The sequence below is a fragment of the Streptomyces sp. NPDC042259 genome (genome assembly GCF_055582085.1).
Genome location: NZ_JBVJDW010000006.1, coordinates 387,274 through 412,025, shown reverse-complemented (window position 1 = coordinate 412,025; position 24,752 = coordinate 387,274). Strand labels below are relative to the sequence as shown.

Below are 24,752 nucleotides of genomic sequence, written 5' to 3'. Positions count from 1 at the left end.
CGTTCAACTCGGGGACTCTCTGGGGAAAGGGATGGTCACCATGAGTCGTGGTGCCAGGGCCCTGGCCGTACTGGCCATTTCGGCGATCACCGTGTGCGGAGGCGGCAGTGCGGCCTACGCCCACGAGGGCAAGGGCGCGGGCGGTGAGGGCATTGCGGGCAGTGTCCTGTCGGTGCTCGGCAGCAGTACCAGCACGGGCCATGCCAATCAGTGCGGAGCCCCCATCGGCGGCGTGGGAGTGAAGTCGGTCTGCCGGGCCAAGCACGACCACGCCGACCGTGACCGGCCGGGCGGCGAGAGGGTGGGCAGCGGGCTGCTGTCCAACGTCGCCGCATGGAGCGACACCACCTGCATCACCGAGGACAACCACCACGGACACTGACCCTCGGTCTCAGAACCTGCCGGACCGCCTGGGGAAATAGTCCTCGAGTACGCCTTCGCGGTGGACGTCGAGCGTGGCGCAGTGCAGTCCGCCGCCGAAGGGGGCCACGTTCCAGAACGGTACGGGGACCACCTCGAAGCCCAGTTGGTCGAGCTGTTCCATCTCCGCGGTCTCGCTCGCTTCCACACAGACCGTTCCGGGGTCCAGGACCAGCACATTCATAGACAGCCAGCGGCTGCACGCGGACAGTGGCGGCGGGTCCGTGCGCCCGGGGACGGCGGCCTGGACGACCTGCCAGTCGTTGATCTCGAGGTGGTGCAGCAGTTCATCCTCGGCGGGCCGCTCGGCGCAGTGCAGGACGAGACCGGGGCGGAGTGGCACCCAGGTGGCGTCGATGTGCATGGGGTGCGCGTTCCCGAACGTCACTCCATGTACGCGGTGCTCCGGCAGGTGCTGCCGGAGCCAGCGGATTCCCGCTGCGTTCGTCGCCAGGGACCGCTGGACGAACAGGTCCTTGCCGCAGCGGGCGATGTCCGCGGCGTCGAAGAGCGGCTCGGCCTCGGTCAGCACCAGCTCCCCGGCCCTGACCCGCACGATCTGCTCCTCGAACGGCAGGGCGCCGAACTCCTCCCAGAAGCCCGGCCGGTACGACGCCTCGGTCAGCCGGGGCTTGGGGGCGGCCTCCCAGCGCATGTCCGGGTCGGCGCGGTACCAGGACTCGATCAACGGCCGGTGGGCCAGGTACTCGAACCAGCGGCTGCGGAACGACATCGTCGCCTCCAGCAGCTCGTTCCCGATCACCACCAGGACGTCGCGGACCGGCATGGCACCGAACATGCTCTGCTGCGTCCACTCAGGGGTGGCGGTCGGCTGACTGAAGTCCAACGGCCGGGGCCGGTCGACTCGAATGCCGCGTGCTTCGAGGACGCGGGCGAAGTCGTCCAGCTGCTCGTTGGCTGCCGCCGTCATCTCCTCGGGCAATGGTCCATGCGTTCCGCGGGGAAAGCCGTGTTCGGGCCAGTCCCGGACAACCGCCGGCTCGGGAGCCTGCACCATGGTGCCGTCGGCCCGGCCGACGACGACGTGCTTCAGCGGATCCCATTCGTTCCAGGAACCGACCTTCACCGGTCCTCCCCCGAGATACGCCGTGTACGGCCCGCTCTCCGAGAGCGGGCAGCGGCGAGGGGCGACAGTCTGACGTCTCCTTGGCCGCAGCACGAGAGGCAAGTCAGGGGCGCATGAGGTGACGAGGGAGTGCCCGGTGCACTTCCATGAGCCGAACCGTTTGGGCAGGCCCATTCACGGCGTGCCGGTGCGGTACTCGAACGCGATCGCGTCAATCACCTGCCGGTGTTCCCGTCACCGCCCGCTGCGCTTTGGCGTTCGATCCGGCAACAACGCTTCCGCGGCACCGTCACCGCAGCAGCGATCCGTTGGTGACTCCGGCCATCATCCTCCGAACAGCCTCCGGTCCGTCCACGCCGAGTCAGTCGACAGTCGTCTTACGGGCATCGTGAGCCCGCCCGGCGATGGCCGCGCCGATGACGACGGCCAGTACGTACACGGTGATGCTCGCGCCGAAACCTCCCGGCAGCCAGCCCAGCAGGCCGGCGTTGTCGTGGTCGACGAGCTGGCGGATAGCGCCCTGGGCTACTGGACCCTCGCCCCGCACACCCAGAGCTATGATTTACCCCTGAACTGAACGCGTTCAAAATGGGGGGAAAGCTCATGTCAGAGCAAGGCATCAGGGAAACCAACGCGTATCGAAGCCCCCGGTGCAACCTCAACTCCTGTGTCTTAGAAGAGGTGTGACGCCATGGGTCTGGCTTTGGTCTCCTCATCATTCCTCTCGCCCTCTATTTCGTGCTGGCACTGTCCCTCTGCCGCAAGGTGGCCGCACGTACCACTCCGGCGGTCACCTTGATGTTCACCACGGGGCTGCTCGTCCTGCCGGGCGGGCTCATCGTCGCTTGGTGGCTGACCAGGGTGGTCGCGCAACCGGGTTCCTAGTGGACCAACGTTTAGCCCGCATACGAAGCACTGTGGGTCCGTACGGCCACACGTCGGCGTCTCCGGGTGTGAGTAGTTACGGTTCGGAGGACCAGCGCCCCGCGCTCAATGGCCGTCGCGCAGACACGCGCGGTCGATTGTGACGGGCAAGCCGTGCCTACTCTTCGCAGTGCCGGGATCCCTGTGCCGGACCGGCGTCCACTTCCTCCGCCCACCGCCGGCTCCACCCGAACAGCGGTTGGAGGGCGTCGACGAGCTCCCCACCGAGCTGGGTGAGGTGATATCCGTCCTCGCGCAGGGTGAGCAGGCGGGTATCGGCCAGTTCGCCGAGCCGGGCACTGAGCACGCTGGAGGACATGTGCTCACACCGGCGCTGCAACTCCCGGAAACCGCCCGGGGATTGACTCAACTCCCACAGGATGCGCAGCGTCCAGCGCCGTCCCAGAAGATCGAGTGCGGCCATGACCGGGCGTCCCGACGTGGACCCCCGCACCGGTACGCCGGGCCGCGGTGTTCCGCCTCCCATGTTCCCCTCTTCTCCTTGCGCTTTGCTTCTCGAAGCAGCATAGTGATTCGAAATCAGAAGCACTAACAGGCGAAGGGGGAGGCTGCATGACGCGGATCGAACCGCTCAGCCCGCCGCACTCCGCACAGATCGGCCAAGCGCTCCCCTCAGGGCAGCGTCGATGTCACGAGTAGCCCTGCTGGAACCGCCGTACCCCAGGCCGGCGCCATGCACGGATGGGGGCGCTATGAGCTGGGCCGACGACTGACCCTGCCCATGAGGGAACGCGAGATCGTCATCGACCGGACCTGCGTGCTGTGCGGCTGCGAGTACGAGTGGAGCGTGCACATGATGATGTTCGCCGAACGGGTCGGGCTTATCCGCGAGCAGTCGGCATCCCTGGTGCACGGCGACCCCGCCGACAAGTGCTGGACGTCCGAGCGGGAACGGCTGCTCATCCTCGCTGTCGACACGATGCACGCGTGCGCCACGCGCCTGCCGCACGAGCCCGGGGTGCCTCGCTTCGCCGACTTCTTCCCCATCACCACCGAAACCAGCCGATGAGCACTACCCGGGCCCGGTGTTCTGTTGCCGGGACCGAGCAATCCAAGCGTCAAGTCGAAGCCGGACATGTCCGGCCGAACACAGGAGGTTTCCATGGCCAAGGGCTACTGGGTCAGTGTCTACCGCACCATTTCCGACCCTGAGAAGCTGACTGCCTACGACAAGCTGGCCGGTCCGGCCGTCCGAGCCGGGGGCGGGCGGCTCCTGTCCCGTGACGGCCGAGTCGTCGCCCATGAGGCCGGAAACACACAACGCGTCATTCTGATCGAGTTCGACAGCTTCGAACAGGCCGTCGCGGCATACGAGAGCGAGGCTTACCAGGAGGCGCTGGTGGTCCTCTCCGACGGCGTCGAGCGCGACTTCCGCATCGTCGAAGGCATCGACTGACCGACGGGCTCAGCCATCACTGAGCACCCGCCCCCTGAAATGCAGGCCAGCCAGGTCTAAAGACTCGCTCGCCTCGCACTCGGCGAAGAGGCTCGGCTTCGACCACCGCTTGGGCGCCCGTAGCTGGCGGTCAGGGTCGCGGCGTACCTGTCCGGGACGGTCCGCCCCGCGAAGGTCAGCGGGAGATACGACTCCAACGCACCTGCCACCTCCAGGAAGGGCCCGAACTTCGCACGCCATTCGTGCCGTGCAGCCGCGTTCGGGAAACCTCGGAAAACTGCGACTTCAGGATCCCTTTCGCCCCAGCACCCCCACGCCCCGGAGGGCCCGGTCACAGCGATGACGTTGGCCGAGATCGCGACCGACCCCATGGTGTCGCCGTCAGGCTCATGACCGATCGCCGCCCAGTAGTCATCCGCACCGGCATCGACGGACAGCGATATCGCCGGGTACATCCGATACTCCGGGAAGTAGAACGCATCGCATTCCGGCTCAAGAACCAGCAGTTCGACGCAAGGGTCACCATGCCACCGCGCCATCGTGCGGAGTGCCGGCCAGAATTCCGGGGTGAGGACTGCGTCGAACTCGCAGAACAGCGAGTCGCCTACGTCCTCCTTGAAGACCTGGCCAGGCAACCTGGCATCAAGATCGAAGGTAGCTGCGCTACGGGACCGGACACGCAGGTACTGGTTGCGGTCCTTCACGATCGAACCTTCCTCAGCCATCAGCCCTCATCCAACCTTATCCATCTTCTTGGCCCCAGGGCGTCCTTGATCGAGGCGATGGCCTCCGACGTGTGAAGGTGTCGCATCTTCACCACACGTCGGAGGCCATCGTGTCCCACCGAAATGCCCGGCTGACCGGCCATGGCAGACGTCTACTGGTTGAACGAATCCGTTCCGGCCGTCCCGTGGCTCATGTGGCCGCAGAGTTGGACCTCTCAAGCGCATCTCGGCTCTGGAGCCGACAACGTCCCGGGGCAACACACCTAGCGCGCCCGTACCCCCTCCGTCGCCGCATCGGCCGGATCACCGGGGGGAGACACCAGCAGGCCGAGCACCTCGCCGAGCCGCTCGCGCACCGCCTCATCGGTGATGATGCCGTCCGCGTCGACCATCCGGTGGTCCACTGGAATCCTCGCGCAGGCCGCGTCCACGATGTGGGCGCCGGTGTAGCCGAGCACGGTCCGCAGCGTTGCCTCCGCGCCGTGGCCGCGGCCGGGGGCGGCCGCGTTGATCCAGGCCACGGGCTTGTCGCAGATCTCGGTGCCGCCGACCGTCCAGTCCAGCAGGTTCTTGAACGAACCCGGCAAGGTGCCCGCGTACTCCGGTGCGCAGATCAGGACAGCGGCCGCTTCGTCGATCACCGCGCGCAACTGAGCCACCGGGGCCGGCAGAGGATCGGCGTCGTCATCGGGGTTGAAGTGCGGGAGCGCCGCCAGGCCGTCGTACATGACGGTGCGCACCCGCGAGGTGGCCACGGCCCGCGCGGTGCGCAGCACGGACTCGTTGGAGGAACCAGTCCGCAGGCTTCCGGACAGCAACAGAACCACAGGCAGCATTGACATCCGCCCAACCTACGACACCCAGCCGCGCTGATCGCCCGTACGATGACCGGTCGGCGGGGACGGAATCATGGAACGCCTGCCACGGACACCAGGGGGCACATGGTGAGGTCGTCGGACGGCGGGACCTACGACGTACTGGTGGTCGGCGGTGCGGGCGTCGATACGATCGTGCGCGTGCCGGATCTGCGCCTGCCCGCGCGGGACTCGCTCAATGTGGCGCCCATCCACGACTACGCGGGGCACACCGGCACCGGAGTGGCCCTCGGTTGCCACGCGCTGGGCCTGGCCACCAAGTTCACCGATTTCATCGGCGAAGACCCACAGGGCGATCTCGTGCGCCGCCGTCTCGCCCGTGAGGGTCTCGACTTCAGCGCGCTCATCACGGAACACGGCACCCGGCGGGCCGTCAATCTGGTGGACGACGACGGCGCCCGGCTGTCCCTCTACGACGGCCGTCACCCCGACACGCTGCGCATGCCGAGGGAGTTCTTCCTTCCCCTGCTGCGCCGCAGCCGGCACGTCCACCTCTCGATCATGGGCTTCGCCCGTCACCTGTACGACGACATCGCGGCCCTCGGCGTACCGGTCTCCACCGATCTGCACGCCTGGGACGGGGAGAATCCGTATCACGCGGAGTTCGCCCACCGCTCCGATGTGGTGTTCCTCAGCGCGGCGGGCATCCAGGGCGGCCCGGCCGACGTCATGGCCTCCGTGCTGGCCAGGGGCAGGGCCCGCGTCGTCGTGGCGACGGCGGGAGCGGACGGCTGCCACGTGCTCGAGCGCGGGGACGCCCATCCCCGGCACTTCCCGGCCGTGCGGTCGGACGGTCCGGTGGTCGACACCAACGGTGCCGGGGACGCCTTCGCCGCGGGCTTCCTGCACGGCATGCTGGCGGGACTGCCGACGGAGGACTGCGTACGCCGCGCCCTCGTCGCGGGAGCCCACGCCTGCACGAGCGCCGGCACCCACACCTCGTTCATCGACGCCCGGACGCTCGCCGCCCGGGCGCGGTGACGGGTTCCCCCGAGTGCCGTTGCACGACTAGGGCGTGTCCGGCGGATCATGTGCGATGCCGGGACTAACTGCTCGGGGCTGATGTTGTGAACCATCAGCAAGCCACTCCTGAAGGGTGTGAGGGCCTGAGCGCGAGTACTTCTTGACCTCAAGCATGCTTGAGGTACGAGGCTTGGCGTCGAATCACACCACCACATCATGGGAGCCGTCGTGATACACATCGAGGTCACTCAGGCCGTCAACGATTCCTCTCAGCCTGGTCAGTACGTGCTTGACCGTGAGGAGGTGTGGGCTGGTCTTCGCAGCAAGGCGGAGAACGCCGTCCCGTTCGTTGCCGGAATGTCCGAGTGCACCGTGCTGGAGCGCAGGCAGGACGGCTTGCTACGAGAGGTCGTCGTGCGCGGTGAACGGATCCGCGAGGACGTCACCTTCCAGGCAGGAGAGCGTGTCAGTTTCCACCGCAGGGACGACCGAGCCACGTGGGTGATCCACAACGAGATCGGGGAGGATAAAACCGGCGGTCTCACCCTGACCTTCGCCAGCGAGGTCCTGTTCCATGGCCAGGCGGCCGAGGCAGAGCACGACGATGAGGGGGCCGAGCGCATGCGCGTCAGCACCCGGCGGGTCGTACAGAACACCCTGGACGTCATCCGGGAGATGTCCGCAGCCCGCGCCGCCGAGCACGCTGGCTGAGCCGCACTGACAGACCACTTATTCAGACACGGAGCCAGAGTCGGATTGCGGCGACCGTCAACAAGGGGGAAGTCACGCCGGGCCCGAAGGCCGGAGGGCCCCGTTGCGGAGCCACGAAAAAGGAAACGGGGGGCACGCCGCCGGCCACCGAAATGGGTCCGCGATGCCGGCCCAATCAAAGGGCAGCCGAGGCGTCACCAATTCCACGGGTAAGATCGTCGGGGAGTGCCGAGATCGACCGTCAGAGCCATGAGGTCGACACGGGGAACAGTCATGCAAACCCAGCGATCGCCAGCCCCCTTGTGGAATGGCGAAAAAAATGACGGAGAGCGAGCAAACGTTCCTGCTGCTGCTAAGATAACTGGCCCGGCAGTCGAATTTTCCGAGCGCGGCCAGCGTATCGAACAAATCGAATGAATGGCTGGCGTTCGAACCGTGGCGCGTCTCCAGGCTGGCACGCGGAAGGTCAGGCGCTCGCTCCTCGTAATTCCGTTGCATTAACCGGGACTTCCGGCTGGGAGAGATGTCAGGTTTCTGGCATTTCCAGGCGGGGTGATTTCATTAACACCCGCCGAGAGCATTGAAGAACCGGCGGCCGAGGAACATAGTCAGGAACGGCAGCAAACGCCTTTCATCTCGGCGGAACTGCCGCGTCTGCACGTCATCGTCCTCTCATCGATGGGAGTTTCCCGATGCGTCTTTCCACCCGCCTGACTGCGGTCGGCGCCAGCCTCCTGACGCTGGCCGCCGGCACCGGTCTGTGGCTCTCCCCGGCTGTGGCCGCGGACCCCGTGGTCATCCTCACCTGCGAGGTCCACGGCACGGTGTCGTTCAACCCCGCCATCACCACCACCAGCCAGCTGATCAACTGGTCCTACAGGTCACAGTCCGTCAACGCGTGTGTCGGCCTGGGTACCACTCTGCGGCCGACCTCCATCACCGCCAACGGCACGGAGCACGCCCAGTGCACGGGTGTAACCACCGACCACACCGGCAGCCTCCGGATCACCTGGTCCGACAACACCACGAGCGTGGGAACGCAAGGAGAAACGGAAGAGGAGAAGGTCAACGGCTCCGGGACCCAGGACATCCCCTTCACCATCACCTCCGGTACCTTCGCGGGGCACACCGGCAAATTCGTCGGCACGACGACCGACAACGAACCGGTGTGTTCTGCCACCGCCTCTGAGGACACCGCCTCGACCGACATGCTGATGACCCTCTACTGACTTGTTCCGCGCCGCAGGCAGACGCCTCAACGCCTGCGTCGCAACAAGTCGGGCAGGCCCCGCGCTGCGTCTGCCCGATCAGCGCGGGGCACACTCAACACACTCCCCCGCCGGTGCCTCCCATGCCCTTCGGCGCCGCATCGTGAAAGGCGCGACGGCCTCTTCGCATTCGCCTTGTACGGCGACGGAGAAGCCAGAGCGGCGGTCGGAGAAACCTCTGCAATGTATGGCCCGCCGCCGACACCGGCGATTCCGGTCGGCGACCGGACGGCACGTTTACCCATCGACAGGCGCGAGCCGCTGCCAAGGCCGTCCGCCAGAGCAGCGTCGACCGTCTCCCCGTGTCGTGCATGCGCGGGGGCATAAGGCCGGAGGTTGAATTGGACGTGAGCCGGTGGCTGGTTCGCGCAGCCGAGGAGATCCAGGACTGGGCGAAAACCCACGGACCACTCGTGGCCCATCCATCCATGGGCGTGAACGACACGACTTTCCAGGGCGCCTTCGACGCGCTCATCACCCGACTGCGCGAAAGCTATCCCTTCTTTCACCCGCGCTACGCCGGGCAGATGCTCAAACCGCCTCACCCAGCAGCCGTCGTCGGCTACCTGGCGGGCATGCTGATCAACTCCAACAATCACGCCCTGGACGGCGGCCCCGCCACCTCCGCGCTGGAGATCGAGGCCGTCGACCAGCTGGCGGTCATGTTCGGTATGGAGGCTCCGCTCGGGCACCTCACCAGCAGCGGAACCATCGCCAACCTGGAAGCCCTGTTCGTCGCCCGGGAAAGCCACCCCGGCGCGGGTGTGGCGCTGAGCACTGAAGCGCACTACACCCACGCCCGCATGTGCCACCTCCTGGGCCTGCCCACCCGCACGGTGGCGGTCGACGCGCACGGCCGCATGGATCCATCAGCCCTCTCGGAGCTTCTGGACACCGGTGACGTGGGCACCGTGGTCGCTACGGTCGGTACCACCGGTCTGGGCGCGGTCGACCCAGTGCACGAGATCCTCCCCCTCGCCCGCCGACACGGGGTGCGGGTACACGTCGACGCCGCCTACGGCGGTTTCTTCACACTACTGGCCCAGGACGATGCCGACCTTGGTGCGCCCCTGGTCGACCCTCGACCGTGGCGCGCCCTGGCCGGGTGCGACTCACTGGTCGTGGACCCGCACAAGCATGGCCTGCAGCCCTACGGTTGTGGAGCGGTGCTGTTCAGCGACCCTTCGGTGGAGCGGTTCTACCGGCACGACTCGCCATACACCTACTTCAGCTCGAAGTCGCTCCACCTCGGCGAAATCAGCCTGGAGTGCTCCCGATCCGGTGCCGCGGCGGCCGCCCTGTGGCTGACCCAAAAGGTGTTGCCGCTGAACCGGAAAGGGCTCGGAGCCGTCCTTGCCGGCGGCCGGCGCGCCGCACTGGGCTGGGCACGGCTGATCGAGGGTTCGGAGCACCTGGAACTGTTCCAGGAACCCGACCTCGACATCGTGACGTACTTCCCGAAGCCCGCGTCGCCGAAGGCTGGCACGGCAGCAATCAGCACGGCGAGCACCGACATCCTCACCCGCGGCATGAAGTCGGAAGACCCCGTCTACCTGAGCACCCTGCGGGTCGGCGCGACCGCCTTTGCCGCCCGCTTTCCTGCAATCCCGGCCGAGGGGCCCGAGGTGACGGTCTTGCGCAGCGTCTTGCTGAAACCCGAAGCGGAGATGTACCTGGGCCACCTCCATCACCGCGTGCAGCAGCTCGTCGAGGAGCACGGCCCGGGCCGGGTGACCGTATGAACACACCCCCAGAACCACAGTCCGCCCTCCTCCCCAAGGATCCGAGGGTCCCCGGCGGAGGACGGCTCGCCGACCAAGGCGACTACGAACGCTACTTCGCGATCGTCCGCTCCCAGCCGAACGTTCTGGGATGGACCAGGACTTGCCTGCGGGTGCAGAACCAGGTCCTCAAGGATCTCCCACGCACCGATCTCGACCCTTCGGCGCAGGACCGGCTGCGCTCCGGTCTTGCCCTCCTCAACCGGGACACCCTCTCCGCGTGGGCCGGGGAGCACCCGGACAGTGACGGGGAGCCGCCCGGCCCGGCCACATCGCACGAGGCCCTTCGCCGCTGGAAACGCGGACACCAGCTCTTCCACCTGGTGCTCGTGCAGATGTGCACCACATTGGAGGGCGCGCTGCGGGCTCTCAAGACAGGTGACGGCAGCCGGCTGACCCGGCTGGTCGACGAACTCGCGATCCTGTTCGATGCGGCAACCGCCACCATGTCCTACGCAGCCTCTTTCTCCGCAAGCGCCTACGGCACCGAGGTTCGGCCCACCATGGAGCCTCCGTACATGCCGGAGGGCTTCTCCGGCACCCTCAACGCCGAGCATCACACCATGACCCAGCTCTTGCACGAGCTGCGCCGGCAGCTCAGGGCCATCCGCACGGACCGGTCAGAACATCCGGTGCCTCCCGGCTTGGCCGAGGCCTGCAAGCGCCTGCGGTCAGCTCAGCAACGCAACTGGGACAGCCACGCTCAGATCTGCTCGCGCTTTGTCCCCAACGGCGCCTCCCTCCTTCAGGCGTCTCTGACCGAACCGGAACCGCAGCCGCGCACCACCGAGCTGGAGAAACGCCGCCTGCAGCCCCGGGCCGCGGACTTCCAGGGGGCGCCGGCAACGCGCGATCTCGCAACCGCAGCGTTCCGCCCGACCGTACGCCCCGCCACACCGTGCGAGGTGCCCGTACTCGCCACGCTCATCACCAGTGCCTTCGCCCACATGCCGGTGCATCGATGGCTCGTGCCCGATCACGCCGAGCACAGTCAGGTCTTCCCCGCTTGGTTCGCCCTCCAGCTCCACCGGGCCATGGCCTGCGGGACCGTGGACACCACGGACGACCTCCAAGCTGTGGCCCTCTGGCTCCCCGGCTCCGCGACGCCTCCGATCGACCCCGCACAGCTGCGTACGGTGTGCGGCCGCCACACGGAGAGGTTCCAGGAGTTCGAGCGTGTCCTGGCCGCAGCCGGAGCCGCCGATGAACGCTGTGAGGAACTGGCCATTCTCGCCGTCTCACCCGCCCGCCGACGCCTGGGTCTGGGCTCCCGCCTTCTGCGCCATCGGCATCAGCACACCGACGTGACAGGCCTGACAACGTCGCTGGTGGCCACCGACGCGTCGACCCGGTCCTTCTACCGCGGCCATGGGTACAAGGAGCACGGCGAGCCCTTGGCCTTCGCCTCGGGCATGGACTTCATGCACCCCATGCGCCGACCGGCCGGGTGGTAGGCCGGGGAGAATCGGGCGTGGCGGGACAGCGTGGCGGGACAGGTCACTGGACTGGAACACCCCCCCCCAACGGGTCAAGGCCATGGATAACCCCGCACCCCTCTGAGCCGCCGGCTTGCCGACGGCGGTCGTTGCCTCGTGGTAACCCGCGAGAAGCAAGCCTGCCGGCGGAAGAGCGAACCGGAACCGAGCGGACGGCGGCGCCCGTGCGGGCTGACACACGCCGAAGGACCGGAACTCGACAAGCCCCTGCTCAGATCACAGCCCGTAAAACTCCATAAGCCGCTTCGGCGACCGCAATCCAAGGAGCGACAGAATGCTGGAAGCCACACAAACCATGTCCACCTGGCCGGACCTGCCCTTTCTGGACGTCACAGCACCCGATTTCAGGTGGGACTCGCAGGAGGTCGCGGCGGCACGGGAGCGGCACTGGGCCGCCCGGTCCCCCATCGGGCTGCTGGTGCTGCGCTACGACGAGACGACAGAGTTGTTGCGCGACCCCCGGCTGATCTCGGACTTCCTGACACCGGCGGAGCTGAACGGAGTCGTCAGCGGACCGATCAACGATTTTCTGCGGGGAATTCTGCAAAGCCGCAACGGTGAGGATCACCGCCGTATTCGCCGCCTGGTCACTCAGGCCTTCACCCCCCGGAACGTCACCGGGCTTCGCCTGTTCGCCCGGGAGACCGCGCAGCGGCTTGCCGAGAAGTTCGCCCACCAGGCGCCGTGCGACTTCATGAACGTCTTCGCCGATCCCCTGGCGATCGCGGTCGTGGGCCGGCTGCTCGGCATCCCGGACGAAGACAACGACACGGTCCGCCACTGGACCAACGAGGTAGGTCTCGTACTCGCCCTGCCCTACGACAACAGCCTGCTGGGCCGCGTCGAGCAGGGCACAGCCGGTCTGCTGTCCTACACAGAGGACCTGATCAGCCGGCGAACGACGAACCCCGGCACCGGGCTGGTCCGCGATCTGCTGCGCGCTCACAGGGAACAAGCCCTGAACCGGGACGAGCTGCGCAACCTCATCGCCCTGCTGCTTCTCGCCGGGCACCACACAACCAGCCACCAGCTCGGCCTCGCCCTCGCCGCCTTCGCCGGCCATCCCGACCAGTGGCAGCTGCTGCAGCAGCGCCCCGAACTCGCGGACCAAGCAGTACGTGAGGTCATGCGCTGGTGCCCCGCGGCCCCGGCCGTGGTACACCGCATGGCCGCCGAAGACTTCGAGTACAAGGGGCTCCGCATCCCTGCCGGAACAATTCTCCACGGCGGTGCCCACTCCGCCCACCGCGACCCGCGGGTGTTCACCGACGGTGATGTCTTCGACATCACCGCTCAGCGCGGTGAGGCGCCACTTCTCGTCTTCGGCGGCGGGGCGCACTACTGCCTGGGCGCAGCCCTGGCCCGCATGGAACTCGCCGAAGCCCTCGCAGTCCTGGCCACGCAGCGCGGCCTGCCCCGCATCGCGGGTCCCAGCACCTGGCTGCCGCCGATCGGAGTCGCCGGCCCAGCCTCCCTACCGCTGACCTTCGCCCCCGCCGCCCTGGTGGCAGGCTGTCCCGACTAGGACCGTCCGGTCGATCACGCGCAGGGCCAGATGATCAGGATGGCTGCGATGGCAATGCGGAGGTAACGTAACCGCGTTCTCGTGGCGCGTGGCCACTGTGCCCTCCTGCTACCGCACACCCTGGCTGTGGCTCCGACATCCGCGGTCAGGGCGGTCACCCGCGAACGCGGCCCGACCACCTCGGCGCCGACAAGGCATACAGCTCACGCCGCAACCGCCGCTACCTGCGAAGACGCCAGATCAAGCACACCATCCCCGAACCGAAGGACCAGCGGGCCAACCGCAAACGACGCGGCAGCAACGGCGGCCGCCCCACCGGCTTCGACAGCGAGATCTGCAAACGCCGCAACGAGGTCGAGCGGACAATCAACCGGCTCAAGAACGCGCGGGCCGTCGCCACCCGTTACGACAAGCGGGCCTACGTCTTCCACGGCACCGTCACCGTTGCCGCGATCCGGCTCTGGCTCTGCCTGTGAGGCACGCCCAATACCTGGCCGTGACCAGAACTCCTTAGCCGGCAGGAGCGTCACCCCATACAGTGCCGGAGGCATGACGGCATTTTCATCTTTCACCTTCGTGCGCCATGTCGACGGGCTCCGCTACCACTTCGAACACGACGGTGAGCGACACGGCCGTCCCGCCTACCGTCGAACGGATGGAAATGTGTGGTGTGTCTGGTCGCCGGCCGATGGCTGGCACTGCGAGATCGCTGACGGTCTCATCACCACCCATCCCCTTAACAGCAGCGCTGACGAACCCGGACCGCCGGCCACCGTCTGGCGCAGCTTCAAGGGCGACCGCTCCTACCTCTACGACCTCCAGCCCCTCGGCCCCGCAGCATGATCCGTCGGACACGGCCTAAGTGCCGCCGCACACCAATAAGTTAGGCAAGCCATACCTAACTCGCTTATGCTGTCCGCCATGGACTCCAGCGAGTTGGCAACCGTCAGTGTCGGCTACGCGCTCCTGCTGGTGGCGCTGTTCACCACGGTCGTCGTGGGGGCCCTCCACATCGCCCGGGACGCCCTGCTCCCGGACTACCCGCCCGCGATCCGACAGCGGTACGGGCAGCAGAGCGCACGCGGACGCCGGACCGGGTCGGCGGCCGGGCTGCTGAACCTGTTGGTGCTCGTCGCGGTGCCGGTGGCCGGCGTCCTCGACCTGCGCGCGCGGGCGGAGGGCCCGGTCGGCTTCTGGCCGCCGTTCGTCCTCGGCACGGTCTGCTTCCTCGCCCTCACCCTCTTCGACCTGGTCGTCCTGGACTGGTGTCTGTTCTGCGTCGTGCAGCCGGGCTTCATGGTGCTGCCCGGCACGGAAGGCATGCCCGAGTACCGCGACTTCGCCTTTCACGCACGCGTACTCGTCCCGCGTCCCGTTCCGTGGCCGTTGGTCGCCATTCCCGGGTACGGCGCGGCCGTGGGCGCCGTCACGTGCGTCGCGGAGGCCCTCGCGGGTTGAGGTGGTGAAGCTCTCCGGCGCCGTGACCGCCGGAGAGGTCCCCCGATTTGCGCGGCCCGGTCAGCGCCTCGCCTGCGCGACGAGCCAGTCCCGGACCAGTTCGTCGTTGGGTGATTCGAGCAGGGCGAAGTGGTCGACCGGCAGCTTGTCCACGGCGTCGTCCGGCAGGATGTCCCGCCACTGGCCGATGGCGTGGCCGCCCGTCCACGGCGTGGGGCCGTCGGCCGTGCCGGTGGTGGTCGGGCCGCGGCGGGCGTAGTCGATCCGGCCGCCGGTGTCGCCTTGCAGGATGCGCACCTTCAGCCCGTCGGGCGGGCTGAGCAGCAAGCCGTCCAGGATGCGCGCGTTGGATTCGTACACCGCCCAGGCGTCCTCGATCTCCTGCCGGCCGGCGTCCCGCGCCAGGGTGCCCGCGTCCTTGGCCGCCTCGGTGACCGCGGCCAGGTCGAACCCGCCGTGCTCGGTGACGAACCGCTGGGCGGGGACCTTGATCGACCAGCCGACGCGGACGAAGATGTCGAAGGCGTCCTCCACGCCGACGCGGTGGGCGCCAGGGTCCGGCGGGTCGATGAGCAGCGCCCGCACCGCATCACCGCAGCGGTCGTGCAACCGGCGGGCGACCTCGTAGCCGAACACGCCGCCCAGCGAGAATCCGGACACGCAGATGGTGCCGAAGCGGTCGACGTCGTTGGCCAGCAGGACGTCGGCGAGTCCGTCGGCGAGCGCCGCCATGCCCTTGCCGGACAGCTCGGGCGGGGTCTCCATGGCCCACACGGTGTCGTCGGCGGGCAGCAGCCTGGACAGTGACGCGTACCGGGTGACCGCGCCGGACAGCGGCGGCAGGAAGACCCACAGCCGGTCCTCTCCCGCCGGTCGCATTCGCACGAGGGTGGTTCCGGTGGTGTGGTGCGCGGTCGGGATCCCGTCCCGGCGGTCGGTCAGCAGCCTTGCCAGCGCGTCGAATTGGGGTGTGCGGTACAGCTCGGCGGCACGCAGGTTCACGTTCAGTCTGCCGTGCACCTTGGTGATCAGCTCGATGGCCCTGACCGAGTTGCCGCCGGCGGCGAAGAAGCTCGTCGACGCGTCCTGGGGCGGGCTGCCCAGGACCTCGCGCCAGGCCAGCCGCAGTTGCGCGGTCACGTCCGCCGGGTCGGCGTCCTGTCCGGCATCCGTGCCGGGCTGGGTCTTCGCCTGTTCGAGCAGCACCGCCCGGTCGACCTTGCCGCGTGAGGTCAGCGGGAACGCGTCGAGGACGGTGACGCGCGAGGGCACCATGTAGTCGGGCAGGGCGACCGCGAGTCGCCGCACGATCGCCGCCTCGGGGTCCGACGGCGGTGCGAGGCCCTTGTCGAGCCGGACGTAGGCGGCGAGGAGCCGGCCACCGGCGCTGTCGAACGGCACGACCACCGCGTCGACGACGAAGTCGATGGACAACAGGCGGGAGACGATCTCACCGGGTTCCACCCGGAAACCGCCGTTCACCTTGACCTGTGCGTCGAAGCGGCCGTGCAGGTCGTAGCCGCCGTCGTCGTTCGCGGTGGCCACGTCGCCGGTGCGGTAGGACCACTCTCCGTCGAGCAGGCAGAACGCCGAGGACGACGCCGCCCGACCCAGGTAGCCACGGCCGACCGCAACGCCCTGGATGACGAGTCCGGTCGCGTCGCCCTCGTCGCCGAGGGGCTCGAGACGGAACCGGACGCCGTCGATCGGTGCCCCGATCGCGATGGCGTCGCCGGGCAGCAGATCGCGGTAGCAGACGACGACGGCCGTCTCGGTGGGGCCGTAGCCGTTGACCACACGGGTGCCTTCCGGTGCGACGGCCGCCCAGGCGGCCACCGCGGCCCGGGTCGGCGCCTCGCCGCCGGCCATCACCAGCCGCAGGCCCGGCGTGGTGTGACCGGCCGACTCGGCCAGTTCGGCGCCGAACCTGTTGAACACGCCCGTCGGCAGGCTGAGCACGGTGATACCGAGCCGACGGCAGTGGTGCAGGAAGTCCTCGGCCCCGCCGTACACGAACGCCTCGTCGCGGAAGACGAGTTCACACCCGGCGACCATGGACGTGCAGATCTGTTCGAGCGCGAGGTCGAAGGCGATCGAGGAGAAGAGCAGCCGGGTGTCGGCCGAGGTCAGGCCGTACCAGTCGATGGTGCGCGCGACGTGGTTGACCAGGGCGGCCTGTTCGACGACGGCGCCCTTGGGGACGCCGGTCGACCCGGAGGTGTAGGCGACGTACGCGGCGGGCGAGGTGCGCCGGGGCAGTCGTTCGTCCAGCGGTGGCCCCGGGCGGGGGCCGCGCGTCGGTCCCGACTCGGTGATCAGCGCGGCCGGGCCGCAGTCGTCGATGATCAGCTGCTTGCGGCTGTCCGGCAGGTCCGGTTCCAGCAGGGTGAAGGCCGCGCCGACCTGGCCGACAGCGGCCATCGCGACGACGGTGTCGAAGCCGACCGGCAGATCGATGACCACCACGTGCTCCGCCGCGACGCCGAGTTCGCGCAGTTCCGCGGCCAAGGCGTCCGCGGCCGCCGCGAGTTCGCGGTAGCTGAGCCGGTGTTCGCCACGGGACAACGCGGTCTTCTCGGGACGGTCGACCGCGTGCGCGGCGATCGCGGCATGCAGCGTGCCGCCGGTTTCCGAAGTCATCAGGCGTTGACCTTTCGCGAACGGGGAATGGCGGGGTTACTGGTGGTGGCGGGCAGGATCACCAGGACGGCGAGCATGGCGACGGACGCCACCGCCGCGCCGGTGATCCAAGCGGTGAGCAGGCCGGAGCCGACACCGTCGGCGAACCACGCCCGGGCCTGTCCGGGCCCGTGGGCGAGCAGGTCGTAGCCCTCGCTCACCGACCTGGCCGAAGAGGGCAGGCCGGGCCGCGACTCGATGCGCGCCCCGTAACCCGCGGAGAACACCAGGCCCATCACCGCGACGCCTCCGGCGCCGAAGATCTGCTGGAACATGGCGTTGACGGAGGACCCGACGCCCGCGTCAGCCGGCCGCAGACTGGTGACGATGAGGGTCAGCGCGGGTCCGACGGACAACCCCATGCCGAGCCCGCAGCACAGCAGCCCGGCGGCGAGCAGCGGATAGCGCAGGTCCGCGGCGGCCAGGGCGCAGAGCGCGCAGCCGAGCGCGCCGAGGCCGAGGCCGATGGCCACGGTGGCCTTGGGCCCGATCCGCGTGGTGACCGCGACGCAGGACAGCGAGGCGGCCGTCAGCCCCACCGCGAGCGGGAGCAGGCCGGCGCCGGCCCACAAAGGGCTCCAGCCGAGGCCGTACTGGGTGAACTGGCCGGCCAGGAACACCGTGCCGAACAGGGCGAAGAACAGTCCGGACATGGCCACGACGGCGCCGGTGAACGTCCGGGCCCGGAAGTAGCCGAGGTCGAACAGCGGCCGGTCGGTGCGCCGTTCGTGGACGGTGTATCCGATCAGCGTCAGCAGGCCGACGGCGCCGAGGCCGAACCGCAGCCAGCCGGGGAGGCGGTCGTCGACGGCGAAGATGATCGCCGAGGCGAACACCGCGACACCGATCAGCAGCAGCACCGCTCCGACGGGGTCGGGGCGCCTCGTGGCGGGCTCCGGTGCCCGGCGCCGCACGAGGGTGGCGGTGCCGACCAGGGCGATCACCCCGACCGGCACATTGATCAGGAAGATCGATCCGTACCGGAACCGGGTCAGCAGCAGGCCGCCGAGCACCGGGCCGACGGCCACGCCGAGACCGACGACGGCCGGCCACAGCGCCAGCACCCGTCGTCTGCCGCCATCGGTCAGTTCCTGGGCGAACAGTTTGAAGATGCTCGGCACGATGAACGCCGCGCCGATGCCCATCCCCGCGCGCGACAGCACCAGCGCGGGCACCGACGGCACGCACGCGCCGAGGACCGAGGCGGCCGTGAACACGGTGATGCCCGCGGCGTAGGAACGGCGCGCGCCCACGCGGTCGACGACACTGCCCGCGATGATCAGCGACGAGGCGAAGACCAGCATGTAGGCGTCGATCGCGAACTGCACGTCCGGCGTGCCCGCGCCCAATGACGCCGAAATTCTCGGTACCGCCGTATTGATGATGGAGTTGTCCGCGGAGACCATGAAAAGGCTCAGGTACGCGGTGGCCACGACACCGTGGGTGCGCGTCATCATCTTCGGTCGACTTGCGGTCAGCGACATGGGGTGCCGATCTTCTCTGAGGCCTGCGGCCGGCCGTTGACCAGGAAATCGACGGCGTACGCAAAAAATGCAGATACCGGGCGGCTGAATCGAGAATTGTCGCTGTTCCGCGCCACGGCGATGAGGGAAGATGCGGGGCGGCTTTCCGGCTGATGGCCTTGTGTGCCCCCGACGTGCGAGCTATTTTCGGCTCGCCGGCTTCCGACGCTAGCAGTCGCCGACTCCGAAGATCAATCGTTGGTGGCTCGGATCACATCGAACCGCCGTCCGGCGAGGCACCCGGGCCTTCCCCCGAAGACAAAAACCGGTCATTCCGGTGATTCCCCGCCACTCCACCGGAATCCGCTGTGTTGTTTTTGGCTCTGGCTCAAATACATGGACACGGCGAAATGGCGAGCGTTGACTGCCCTGGCGCAGCGCCGATTCGTCAATCCGGCCCTGCCTCGGACGAATACATCCTCTCCGTCACGGTGAGGGAATTGCACAGGGAGCGTTAATGACCGTTGAAGCTGCCATCGGGGCCGACTGGGCCATCGCTCCGGAGTTCGTGTTCACGGATGCGGAGCGCGAAGCCCTGGAGTCGTCGCTCGACAGCGTCACCGCCAACCCCTACCGCCTTTACGAGGCGCACCGCTTCCAGGTGGGGCGGCTGATCGCCGACGGGGCGGTCCCGGAGCGTTTCCGTGCTTATGTCGACTCACTGGCGACCCGCGACCGTGCCGCCGAGCCCGTAGTGGTCCTGAAGAACGTCCCGCACGACCGCGACGTACCGGTATTCGACTTCGACCAGCCGGTGCGTTCCAAGTACGAGCTGAAGAAGACGTTCGTCGCCGAGGGGTTCCTCGCGCTGTTCGCCCAGCTCGCGAACACCCCGGCCATCGGGTACGTCAACGTCAACGACGGCGATGTGTTCCAGGACATCTACCCCCAGCGGCATCTGCAGAGCAGCCAGTCGCAGAAGGCGCTCCAGCAGATCCACTTCCACAAGGACCTCGCCAACCACTTCGTACGGCCCGATCAGGTGTACATGGTCGGCATGCGCAGCAACCCGGTGAACGAGGTGTACACCTCGTTCGTCCGGAACATCGACGTCATCGCCTCCTTCACCGAGGAGGAGCTGACACTGTTGCGCTCCAGCGAGTTCTACACCCCCTTCGACGACCTCAGCACCATGGGCGGTGGACGCGTCCAGCTCGGTGAGGCGGACATGCACCCCATCATCGGTGGCCGGGGCCCGGAGGACCTGCGGTTCTTCGAGAACCGGACGGTGGGGGTCACGGAAGCCGCCAAGGCCATCGTCCCCAAGGTCGCCGAGACCCTGCACTCCCTCAAGCGGCGGGTCTTCGTCGAGCCCGGTGACTTCGTGATCACGTACAACAACCACACGATCCACGCCAAGGAGGTCGTCCACGTCGGCGACCCCGAGGCGTTGCAGAGCCGCTGGATCATCAAGACGGTGAACGTGGACGACATGGCGCCCCACCAGGAGCACCTGGTTCCCGGCACCGACCACCTGATCAACGGCTGACCCGCCGCCCGCACGAGCCGGACGCGTCCGCCCTTCGGATCCCGGGGCGGACGCGTCCGTGTCAGAACACGCGCCGTCCGCGTCAGAACGCGCGCGGGAGCACGACCGGCTCCGCGGTGATCTGTGCCGTGATGAGTGCCCAGCCCACGGGCGTCAGCACATGGTTGACCGCTTTGCCGACGCGCCGGGTCGCGACCAGGCCACCGTTGCGCAGGGCGGTGACGTGCACGGAGGCGGTGCCCGCGCTGACGCCCAGCCGGTCGGCCAGTTCGGTGGTGCCGCAGCCCGCGCCGATGTTGAGGAGTGCCGCCGCGCGACCGCGGCCGAGCAGCGCGGCGAGCCGTACGGGGGCCACCGCGTCGCTGTCGTCCCAGAGCCGGTGGTGTCCGGACGCCGGGTAGGTGACGACCGTCCCCCGCTCGTCCGCCAGCAGCACCCGCGTCCGCTGGAAGACCGAGGGCACCAGGATCAGCCCGCGCCCGGCGGCTCCGGGCGCGTCCCGCATTTCGTGCACGGTGAGGCCGGGCAGGTCGTCGACGACCTGGCGGACGCCGAAGGCCGCCAGGTCGTGGGCGCGCAGGGCGACATCGGCCTCCAGCGCGGCCCTGATGCGGGGCCAGTCGTCGGCGAGGCAGTCGAGAAAGAACGCCCGCACCGGCTCCTCCAGGGGCCCGAGGGCCGCGAAGTCGGCCTCCTGACGGCCGTTCGCCGGCCGCTCCCCGCTGAGCAACCGCCCGGCCGCCACCCGCGTCCGGTGCCGTACTTCACCCTGGGGGAAGGGGCGCGCGGGCCGGTTTCCGGGCCGTGGTCCGCGCCGGGGCCGGCCGTGCGGGGCCGGGTGCGGACCGCACAGGGCCTCGCCCGCCGCCAGCACTTCGAGGAGCGGCGAGACGAAGAAGCGGCAACTGGACAGTTCACTCGCGGAAACGCCCAGTACCACCTGGGCGTGGTGGTCCGGCCGGGCCAGCGCCGGCGGAGGCTGGGTCGACGTGGTGGGGGACATCGGGTGTGGATTTCCTCAACTCGACCTTCGTGGCTGCCGATTGGACCGCCTCGCCCGGGAGCTGTCCGAGCGCTCGGTCATGCGCTCCGCTCTTGGATGGAGATGACGTTCACCAGCTTGTCGAGCTGCTGGACGACCTGGTCCAGTGGCCGCCCGTCGACATCGACGACGATCGTCATCCGGGAGGTGGCGGGGTCGTCGGTGGGACGCACCGACAGCGAGTCGATGTTGAACCCCCGGCGGGAGAAGAGACCGGCTATCCGGGTGAGGGCACCGGAGGTGTTCTGCACGCGGACGAAGAGGGTGTGCTTGGGCATGGTGTTCCTACTCCTCGTCGTCACCGAAGTCGGGACGGACGTCGCGCGCGGCCATGATCTCGTCGTTGGAGGTGCCGGCGGCGACCATCGGCCAGACCATGGCGTCCTCGTGGACGATGAAGTCGATGACGACGGGGGCGTCGTTGAGGGACATCGCCTTCTCGATCGTCGCGTCGAGCTGGTCGGGGGATTCGCAGCGCAGCGCGTGGCAGCCCATGGCGTCGGCGAGCTTGACGAAGTCGGGCACGCGCGTGCCGCGGCCGGGCCCGCCGCCGGGTGTCGCACCGGTGTGCAGCACGGTGTTGGAGTACCGCTGACCGTAGAACAGGGTCTGCCACTGGCGGACCATGCCGAGGACCCCGTTGTTGATGATCGCGACTTTGATCGGGATGTTGTTGAGCGCGCAGGTGGCCAGTTCCTGGTTGGTCATCTGGAAGCAGCCGTCGCCGTCGATCGCCCAGACCGCCGCTTCCGGCTTGCCCGCCTTGGCGCCCATCGCCGCGGGGACGGCATAGCCCATCGTGCCCGCGCCACCGGAGTTGAGCCAGGTGTGGGGCCTGTCGTAGGCGATGAACTGCGAGGCCCACATCTGGTGTTGGCCCACGCCCGCCGCGACGATCGTGTCGTCGTCGGTCAGCTGACCGATGCGCCGGATGACCTGCTGGGGCGAGAGCCCGCCCTCCGGGGCCGGTTCGTACCCCAGCGGGTAGGTGCCGCGCCAGTGGTCGAGCTGTTCCCACCACGCCGCGTAGTCGCAGGTCTTCCCGGGGTCCTGCGCGTTCTTAAGGACGTCGCGGACGGCGGCGGTGAGGTCGGCCAGGACCTCACGGGCGTCACCGACGATCGGAACGTCCGCGAATCGGTTCTTGCCGATCTCCGCGGGGTCGATGTCGGCGTGCACGATCGTGGCGTGCGGGGCGAAGCCGTCGAGCTTGCCGGTGACCCGGTCGTCGAACCGGGCCCCCAGGGCGATGATCAGGTCGGCCTTCTGCAGCGCCGTCACCGCGGCGACCGTGCCGTGCATGCCGGGCATGCCGAGGTGTTGCGGGTGGCTGTCGGGGAAGGCGCCGATGCCCATGAGCGTCGTGGTGACGGGCAGCCGGGCGAGTTCCGCCAGGTCCTGCAACTCGGCGGTCGCCCGCGCCTTGAGCACCCCACCGCCGACGTAGAGCACCGGCCGCTCGGCCTGGGCGATCAGCCTGGCCGCTTCCTGGATCTGCTTGCCGTTCGGCTTGGTGACGGGCCGGTAGCCGGGCAACCGGTGGCCCGTCGGCCACCGGAAGACCGTCTCCCTCTGCAGCGCGTCCTTGGTGATGTCGACCAGGACGGGACCGGGCCGGCCGGTGGCGGCGATGTGGAAGGCCTCGGATATCGCACGGGGAATGTCGTCCGGGTCCGTGACCAGGAAGCTGTGTTTGGTGATGGGCATGGTGATGCCGCAGATATCGGCTTCCTGGAAGGCGTCCGTGCCGATCAGTGAACTCGTCACCTGCCCGGTGATGGCCACGATGGGCACCGAGTCCATATAGGCGTCGGCGATCGGAGTGACCAGATTGGTCGCTCCCGGACCGCTCGTCGCCATGCAGACCCCGACCTTCCCGGTGGCCTGCGCGTACCCGGTCGCGGCATGGCCCGCGCCCTGTTCGTGCCGCGCCAGAATGTGACGCACCCTGGTGGAGTCCATGAGGGCGTCATACGCCGGGGTGATCGCTCCACCCGGGATGCCGAACGCGGTGTCGACGCCCACCTCTTCAAGCGAACGCACGAGGGACTGGGCCCCCGTCATGGGCTCGCCGGAATAAGCGGGGACGGGTGCTTCTGCGATCTGGGTCATCACTCCGCATTTCTCTTCTTGACACCGCTCCGAGCGGGCCGGGCCACCCGGGAAACCTGAATGCCGAGCCCGCACGGCGGGTACGACAGGGAAAAGTGCTCAGTGGACGCGTTCAGCGGGCACGACACAAGGGACGCGCGGGCGTCACACATTGAGCGGTCGCAGCGGCGGGATACGCCGACGGGAAAGGCCGGAATGCGGCCTGTGAACTGTGCCCATACCTCGGGCGCGACACCTCGGGCGCGAGCGCGCGGTTTCGCGCTCACACCTCGGGCATGCGGCATCCAACGGGCCGGGCCCCTCGGGTGCGTGGTACGAATCCGCTGGTGAGCGGGGTCCTGATCATAAGCACAGGTGATCAGGGGAACGAAATATGTTCTCAGATACTGAGAATCACCGCCGCGCGGTTCCGGGAGGCGGGATTCGCGCAACTCACCTTTTCAGGTGCGGGGTTACAGCGGGGTTGAACCGGGGTCGCGGCGTCGCGCAAACCCGCACCCCCCACGCGGCATGGCACACGGCATGACACAAAGGCAGTCCCCGGTAGCCCGTCTCCGTTCCGTGGGCGTTCCAGCCGTCGCTGAACGCTCCGGGACCGGGAGGGCCGCCGGGGGCCTGGCCAGAGCCAAACAAGTGGTCACGCTCGTCGGCGAACGTCTTCGTCGACGGTGCGGCTCGCTCTGGTTTTCTGGTGTATCTACCATTTTGCTCCGCTTTTCCCCCGAGTCAAGGGGTCTCCCGCACTTTCCCGCCCCTGGCGATCAGCGGGGAGGGCGGGGCAGGCTGTCGGGGTGCCCGGCGGGGGGCCGGGGCCGATGGGAGGAGGGGTGCGGGATGGGTTCGGCAGGGGCGGGGAGCCCGGCGGGGCCGACCGGCGGTGGTGTCTCCCGGATCGCGCTCACGCCGGGCGCCGCGCGGTTGCTGCGGCGGCTGAGCGCCGAGCACGGGCCGCTGATGTTCCACCAGTCCGGGGGGTGTTGTGACGGCAGCTCGCCGATGTGTTACCCGCGTGGGGAGTTCCGCACGGGTGCGTCCGACGTGCTGCTCGCGGAGTTGGACGTCGAAGGCGTCGGGGAGGCGGTCGGGTTCTGGATGTCGGGCGAGCAGTTCGAGCGGTGGCGCCACACCCACCTCACGGTGGATGTGGTGCCCGGGCGCGGCAGCGGGTTCTCGCTCGAGGCCCCCGAAGGGGTGCGGTTCCTGATCCGGTCGCGGCTGCTGACCGACGAGGAGACACGGTTGCTGGACGAGGAGGGC

Annotated in this window: 22 protein-coding genes and 4 pseudogenes; 16 read left to right on the top strand and 10 right to left on the bottom strand. The window is 68.5% G+C overall.

Features of this window, described 5'->3' with window-relative positions; translation table 11 throughout:
• Nucleotides 1-40: 40 nt before the first annotated feature.
• A complete protein-coding gene (locus tag ACZ6MA_RS19685) occupies nucleotides 41-382 on the top strand; it encodes a hypothetical protein (protein WP_469435168.1) in 342 nt (113 codons plus the stop codon).
• Nucleotides 383-391: 9 nt separating this feature from the next.
• On the opposite strand, the gene ACZ6MA_RS19680 is transcribed toward ACZ6MA_RS19685, so the two are convergent.
• Together ACZ6MA_RS19680 and ACZ6MA_RS19675 are read right to left on the bottom strand one after the other, a co-directional pair.
• Entirely contained in the window at nucleotides 392-1,507 is a 1,116-nt protein-coding gene (locus tag ACZ6MA_RS19680) for a serine/threonine protein kinase (RefSeq protein ID WP_469435167.1), read from the bottom strand.
• A 361-nt stretch (nucleotides 1,508-1,868) separates the two neighbouring features.
• Nucleotides 1,869-2,054: a hypothetical protein gene (locus ACZ6MA_RS19675; RefSeq protein ID WP_469435166.1), complete on the bottom strand. Its 186-nt coding sequence runs from the start codon at nucleotides 2,052-2,054 to the stop codon at nucleotides 1,869-1,871.
• 191 nt (nucleotides 2,055-2,245) lie between these two features.
• On the opposite strand from ACZ6MA_RS19675, the gene ACZ6MA_RS19670 reads away from it, so the two are divergent.
• Nucleotides 2,246-2,392 (top strand): hypothetical protein, encoded by a 147-nt coding sequence (locus ACZ6MA_RS19670; protein ID WP_469435165.1) that lies wholly within the window; start codon nucleotides 2,246-2,248, stop codon nucleotides 2,390-2,392.
• Nucleotides 2,393-2,549: 157 nt separating this feature from the next.
• Here the strand turns inward: ACZ6MA_RS19670 and ACZ6MA_RS19665 are convergent, their stop codons facing one another.
• A complete protein-coding gene (locus ACZ6MA_RS19665; protein WP_469435164.1) occupies nucleotides 2,550-2,855 on the bottom strand; it encodes a winged helix-turn-helix transcriptional regulator in 306 nt (101 codons plus the stop codon).
• 270 nt (nucleotides 2,856-3,125) lie between these two features.
• Here ACZ6MA_RS19665 and ACZ6MA_RS19660 point away from each other — a divergent pair, with 270 nt between their 5' ends.
• Both ACZ6MA_RS19660 and ACZ6MA_RS19655 read left to right on the top strand, forming a co-directional pair.
• The gene (locus tag ACZ6MA_RS19660) at nucleotides 3,126-3,461 is read left to right on the top strand and encodes a carboxymuconolactone decarboxylase family protein (protein ID WP_469435163.1); all 336 of its coding nucleotides are present in this window, start codon (nucleotides 3,126-3,128) and stop codon (nucleotides 3,459-3,461) included.
• Nucleotides 3,462-3,554: 93 nt separating this feature from the next.
• On the top strand, nucleotides 3,555-3,848 hold the full coding sequence (locus ACZ6MA_RS19655; RefSeq protein ID WP_469435162.1) for a DUF1330 domain-containing protein: 294 nt from the start codon (nucleotides 3,555-3,557) through the stop codon (nucleotides 3,846-3,848).
• A 56-nt stretch (nucleotides 3,849-3,904) separates the two neighbouring features.
• Here the strand turns inward: ACZ6MA_RS19655 and ACZ6MA_RS19650 are convergent, their stop codons facing one another.
• Entirely contained in the window at nucleotides 3,905-4,573 is a 669-nt protein-coding gene (locus tag ACZ6MA_RS19650) for a hypothetical protein (protein ID WP_469435161.1), read from the bottom strand.
• Between the two features lie 110 nt (nucleotides 4,574-4,683).
• On the opposite strand from ACZ6MA_RS19650, the pseudogene ACZ6MA_RS19645 reads away from it, so the two are divergent.
• A pseudogene (locus tag ACZ6MA_RS19645) lies at nucleotides 4,684-4,818 on the top strand (IS481 family transposase); the annotation flags it as partial.
• 18 nt (nucleotides 4,819-4,836) lie between these two features.
• Here ACZ6MA_RS19645 and ACZ6MA_RS19640 read toward each other — a convergent pair.
• Complete coding sequence (locus tag ACZ6MA_RS19640) at nucleotides 4,837-5,415, bottom strand: NADPH-dependent FMN reductase (protein WP_469435160.1); 579 nt, start codon at nucleotides 5,413-5,415, stop codon at nucleotides 4,837-4,839.
• 99 nt (nucleotides 5,416-5,514) lie between these two features.
• Here ACZ6MA_RS19640 and ACZ6MA_RS19635 point away from each other — a divergent pair, with 99 nt between their 5' ends.
• The 9 genes and pseudogenes from ACZ6MA_RS19635 (at nucleotide 5,515) to ACZ6MA_RS19595 (ending at nucleotide 14,650) form a co-directional block, all read left to right on the top strand.
• Nucleotides 5,515-6,429: a carbohydrate kinase family protein gene (locus ACZ6MA_RS19635; RefSeq protein ID WP_469435159.1), complete on the top strand. Its 915-nt coding sequence runs from the start codon at nucleotides 5,515-5,517 to the stop codon at nucleotides 6,427-6,429.
• Nucleotides 6,430-6,627: 198 nt separating this feature from the next.
• On the top strand, nucleotides 6,628-7,122 hold the full coding sequence (locus tag ACZ6MA_RS19630; protein WP_469435158.1) for an SRPBCC family protein: 495 nt from the start codon (nucleotides 6,628-6,630) through the stop codon (nucleotides 7,120-7,122).
• A 692-nt stretch (nucleotides 7,123-7,814) separates the two neighbouring features.
• Complete coding sequence (locus ACZ6MA_RS19625) at nucleotides 7,815-8,351, top strand: hypothetical protein (RefSeq protein WP_469435157.1); 537 nt, start codon at nucleotides 7,815-7,817, stop codon at nucleotides 8,349-8,351.
• A gap of 380 nt (nucleotides 8,352-8,731) precedes the next feature.
• On the top strand, nucleotides 8,732-10,132 hold the full coding sequence (locus tag ACZ6MA_RS19620) for a pyridoxal phosphate-dependent decarboxylase family protein (protein ID WP_469435156.1): 1,401 nt from the start codon (nucleotides 8,732-8,734) through the stop codon (nucleotides 10,130-10,132).
• Nucleotides 10,129-11,625: a GNAT family N-acetyltransferase gene (locus ACZ6MA_RS19615; RefSeq protein WP_469435155.1), complete on the top strand. Its 1,497-nt coding sequence runs from the start codon at nucleotides 10,129-10,131 to the stop codon at nucleotides 11,623-11,625. The genes ACZ6MA_RS19620 and ACZ6MA_RS19615 overlap by 4 nt, the downstream gene beginning before the upstream one ends.
• Before the next feature lie 316 nt (nucleotides 11,626-11,941).
• Nucleotides 11,942-13,192 carry a cytochrome P450 gene (locus ACZ6MA_RS19610; protein ID WP_469435154.1) on the top strand — a complete coding sequence of 417 codons (1,251 nt, stop codon included), beginning with the start codon at nucleotides 11,942-11,944 and terminating at the stop codon, nucleotides 13,190-13,192.
• A 140-nt stretch (nucleotides 13,193-13,332) separates the two neighbouring features.
• Nucleotides 13,333-13,668 (top strand): annotated as a pseudogene (locus ACZ6MA_RS19605) (transposase); the annotation flags it as partial.
• 73 nt (nucleotides 13,669-13,741) lie between these two features.
• Nucleotides 13,742-14,035, top strand: coding sequence for a hypothetical protein (locus ACZ6MA_RS19600; RefSeq protein ID WP_469435153.1), 294 nt, complete (start codon nucleotides 13,742-13,744; stop codon nucleotides 14,033-14,035).
• Nucleotides 14,036-14,113: 78 nt separating this feature from the next.
• Nucleotides 14,114-14,650, top strand: a complete 537-nt coding sequence (locus ACZ6MA_RS19595; RefSeq protein WP_469435152.1) for a hypothetical protein — start codon at nucleotides 14,114-14,116, stop codon at nucleotides 14,648-14,650.
• A gap of 60 nt (nucleotides 14,651-14,710) precedes the next feature.
• Here the strand turns inward: ACZ6MA_RS19595 and ACZ6MA_RS19590 are convergent, their stop codons facing one another.
• A complete protein-coding gene (locus tag ACZ6MA_RS19590; RefSeq protein WP_469435151.1) occupies nucleotides 14,711-17,290 on the bottom strand; it encodes an AMP-binding protein in 2,580 nt (859 codons plus the stop codon).
• Nucleotides 17,290-18,813: an MFS transporter gene (locus tag ACZ6MA_RS19585; RefSeq protein ID WP_469435150.1), complete on the bottom strand. Its 1,524-nt coding sequence runs from the start codon at nucleotides 18,811-18,813 to the stop codon at nucleotides 17,290-17,292. Before ACZ6MA_RS19585 ends, ACZ6MA_RS19590 begins: the two co-directional genes overlap by 1 nt.
• Before the next feature lie 496 nt (nucleotides 18,814-19,309).
• On the opposite strand from ACZ6MA_RS19585, the gene ACZ6MA_RS19580 reads away from it, so the two are divergent.
• Nucleotides 19,310-20,341 carry a hypothetical protein gene (locus ACZ6MA_RS19580; protein WP_469435149.1) on the top strand — a complete coding sequence of 344 codons (1,032 nt, stop codon included), beginning with the start codon at nucleotides 19,310-19,312 and terminating at the stop codon, nucleotides 20,339-20,341.
• An 82-nt stretch (nucleotides 20,342-20,423) separates the two neighbouring features.
• On the opposite strand, the gene ACZ6MA_RS19575 is transcribed toward ACZ6MA_RS19580, so the two are convergent.
• From ACZ6MA_RS19575 to ACZ6MA_RS19565, 3 genes and pseudogenes are all read right to left on the bottom strand, one after another.
• Nucleotides 20,424-21,344: an ArsR/SmtB family transcription factor gene (locus ACZ6MA_RS19575; protein ID WP_469435148.1), complete on the bottom strand. Its 921-nt coding sequence runs from the start codon at nucleotides 21,342-21,344 to the stop codon at nucleotides 20,424-20,426.
• 89 nt (nucleotides 21,345-21,433) lie between these two features.
• A pseudogene (gene ilvN / locus ACZ6MA_RS19570) lies at nucleotides 21,434-21,661 on the bottom strand (acetolactate synthase small subunit); the annotation flags it as partial.
• 7 nt (nucleotides 21,662-21,668) lie between these two features.
• Nucleotides 21,669-23,495 carry an acetolactate synthase large subunit gene (locus tag ACZ6MA_RS19565; RefSeq protein WP_469435147.1) on the bottom strand — a complete coding sequence of 609 codons (1,827 nt, stop codon included), beginning with the start codon at nucleotides 23,493-23,495 and terminating at the stop codon, nucleotides 21,669-21,671.
• 834 nt (nucleotides 23,496-24,329) lie between these two features.
• Here ACZ6MA_RS19565 and ACZ6MA_RS19560 point away from each other — a divergent pair.
• Nucleotides 24,330-24,728: pseudogene (locus tag ACZ6MA_RS19560) on the top strand (DUF779 domain-containing protein); the annotation flags it as partial.
• Between the last annotated feature and the right edge of the window lie 24 nt (nucleotides 24,729-24,752).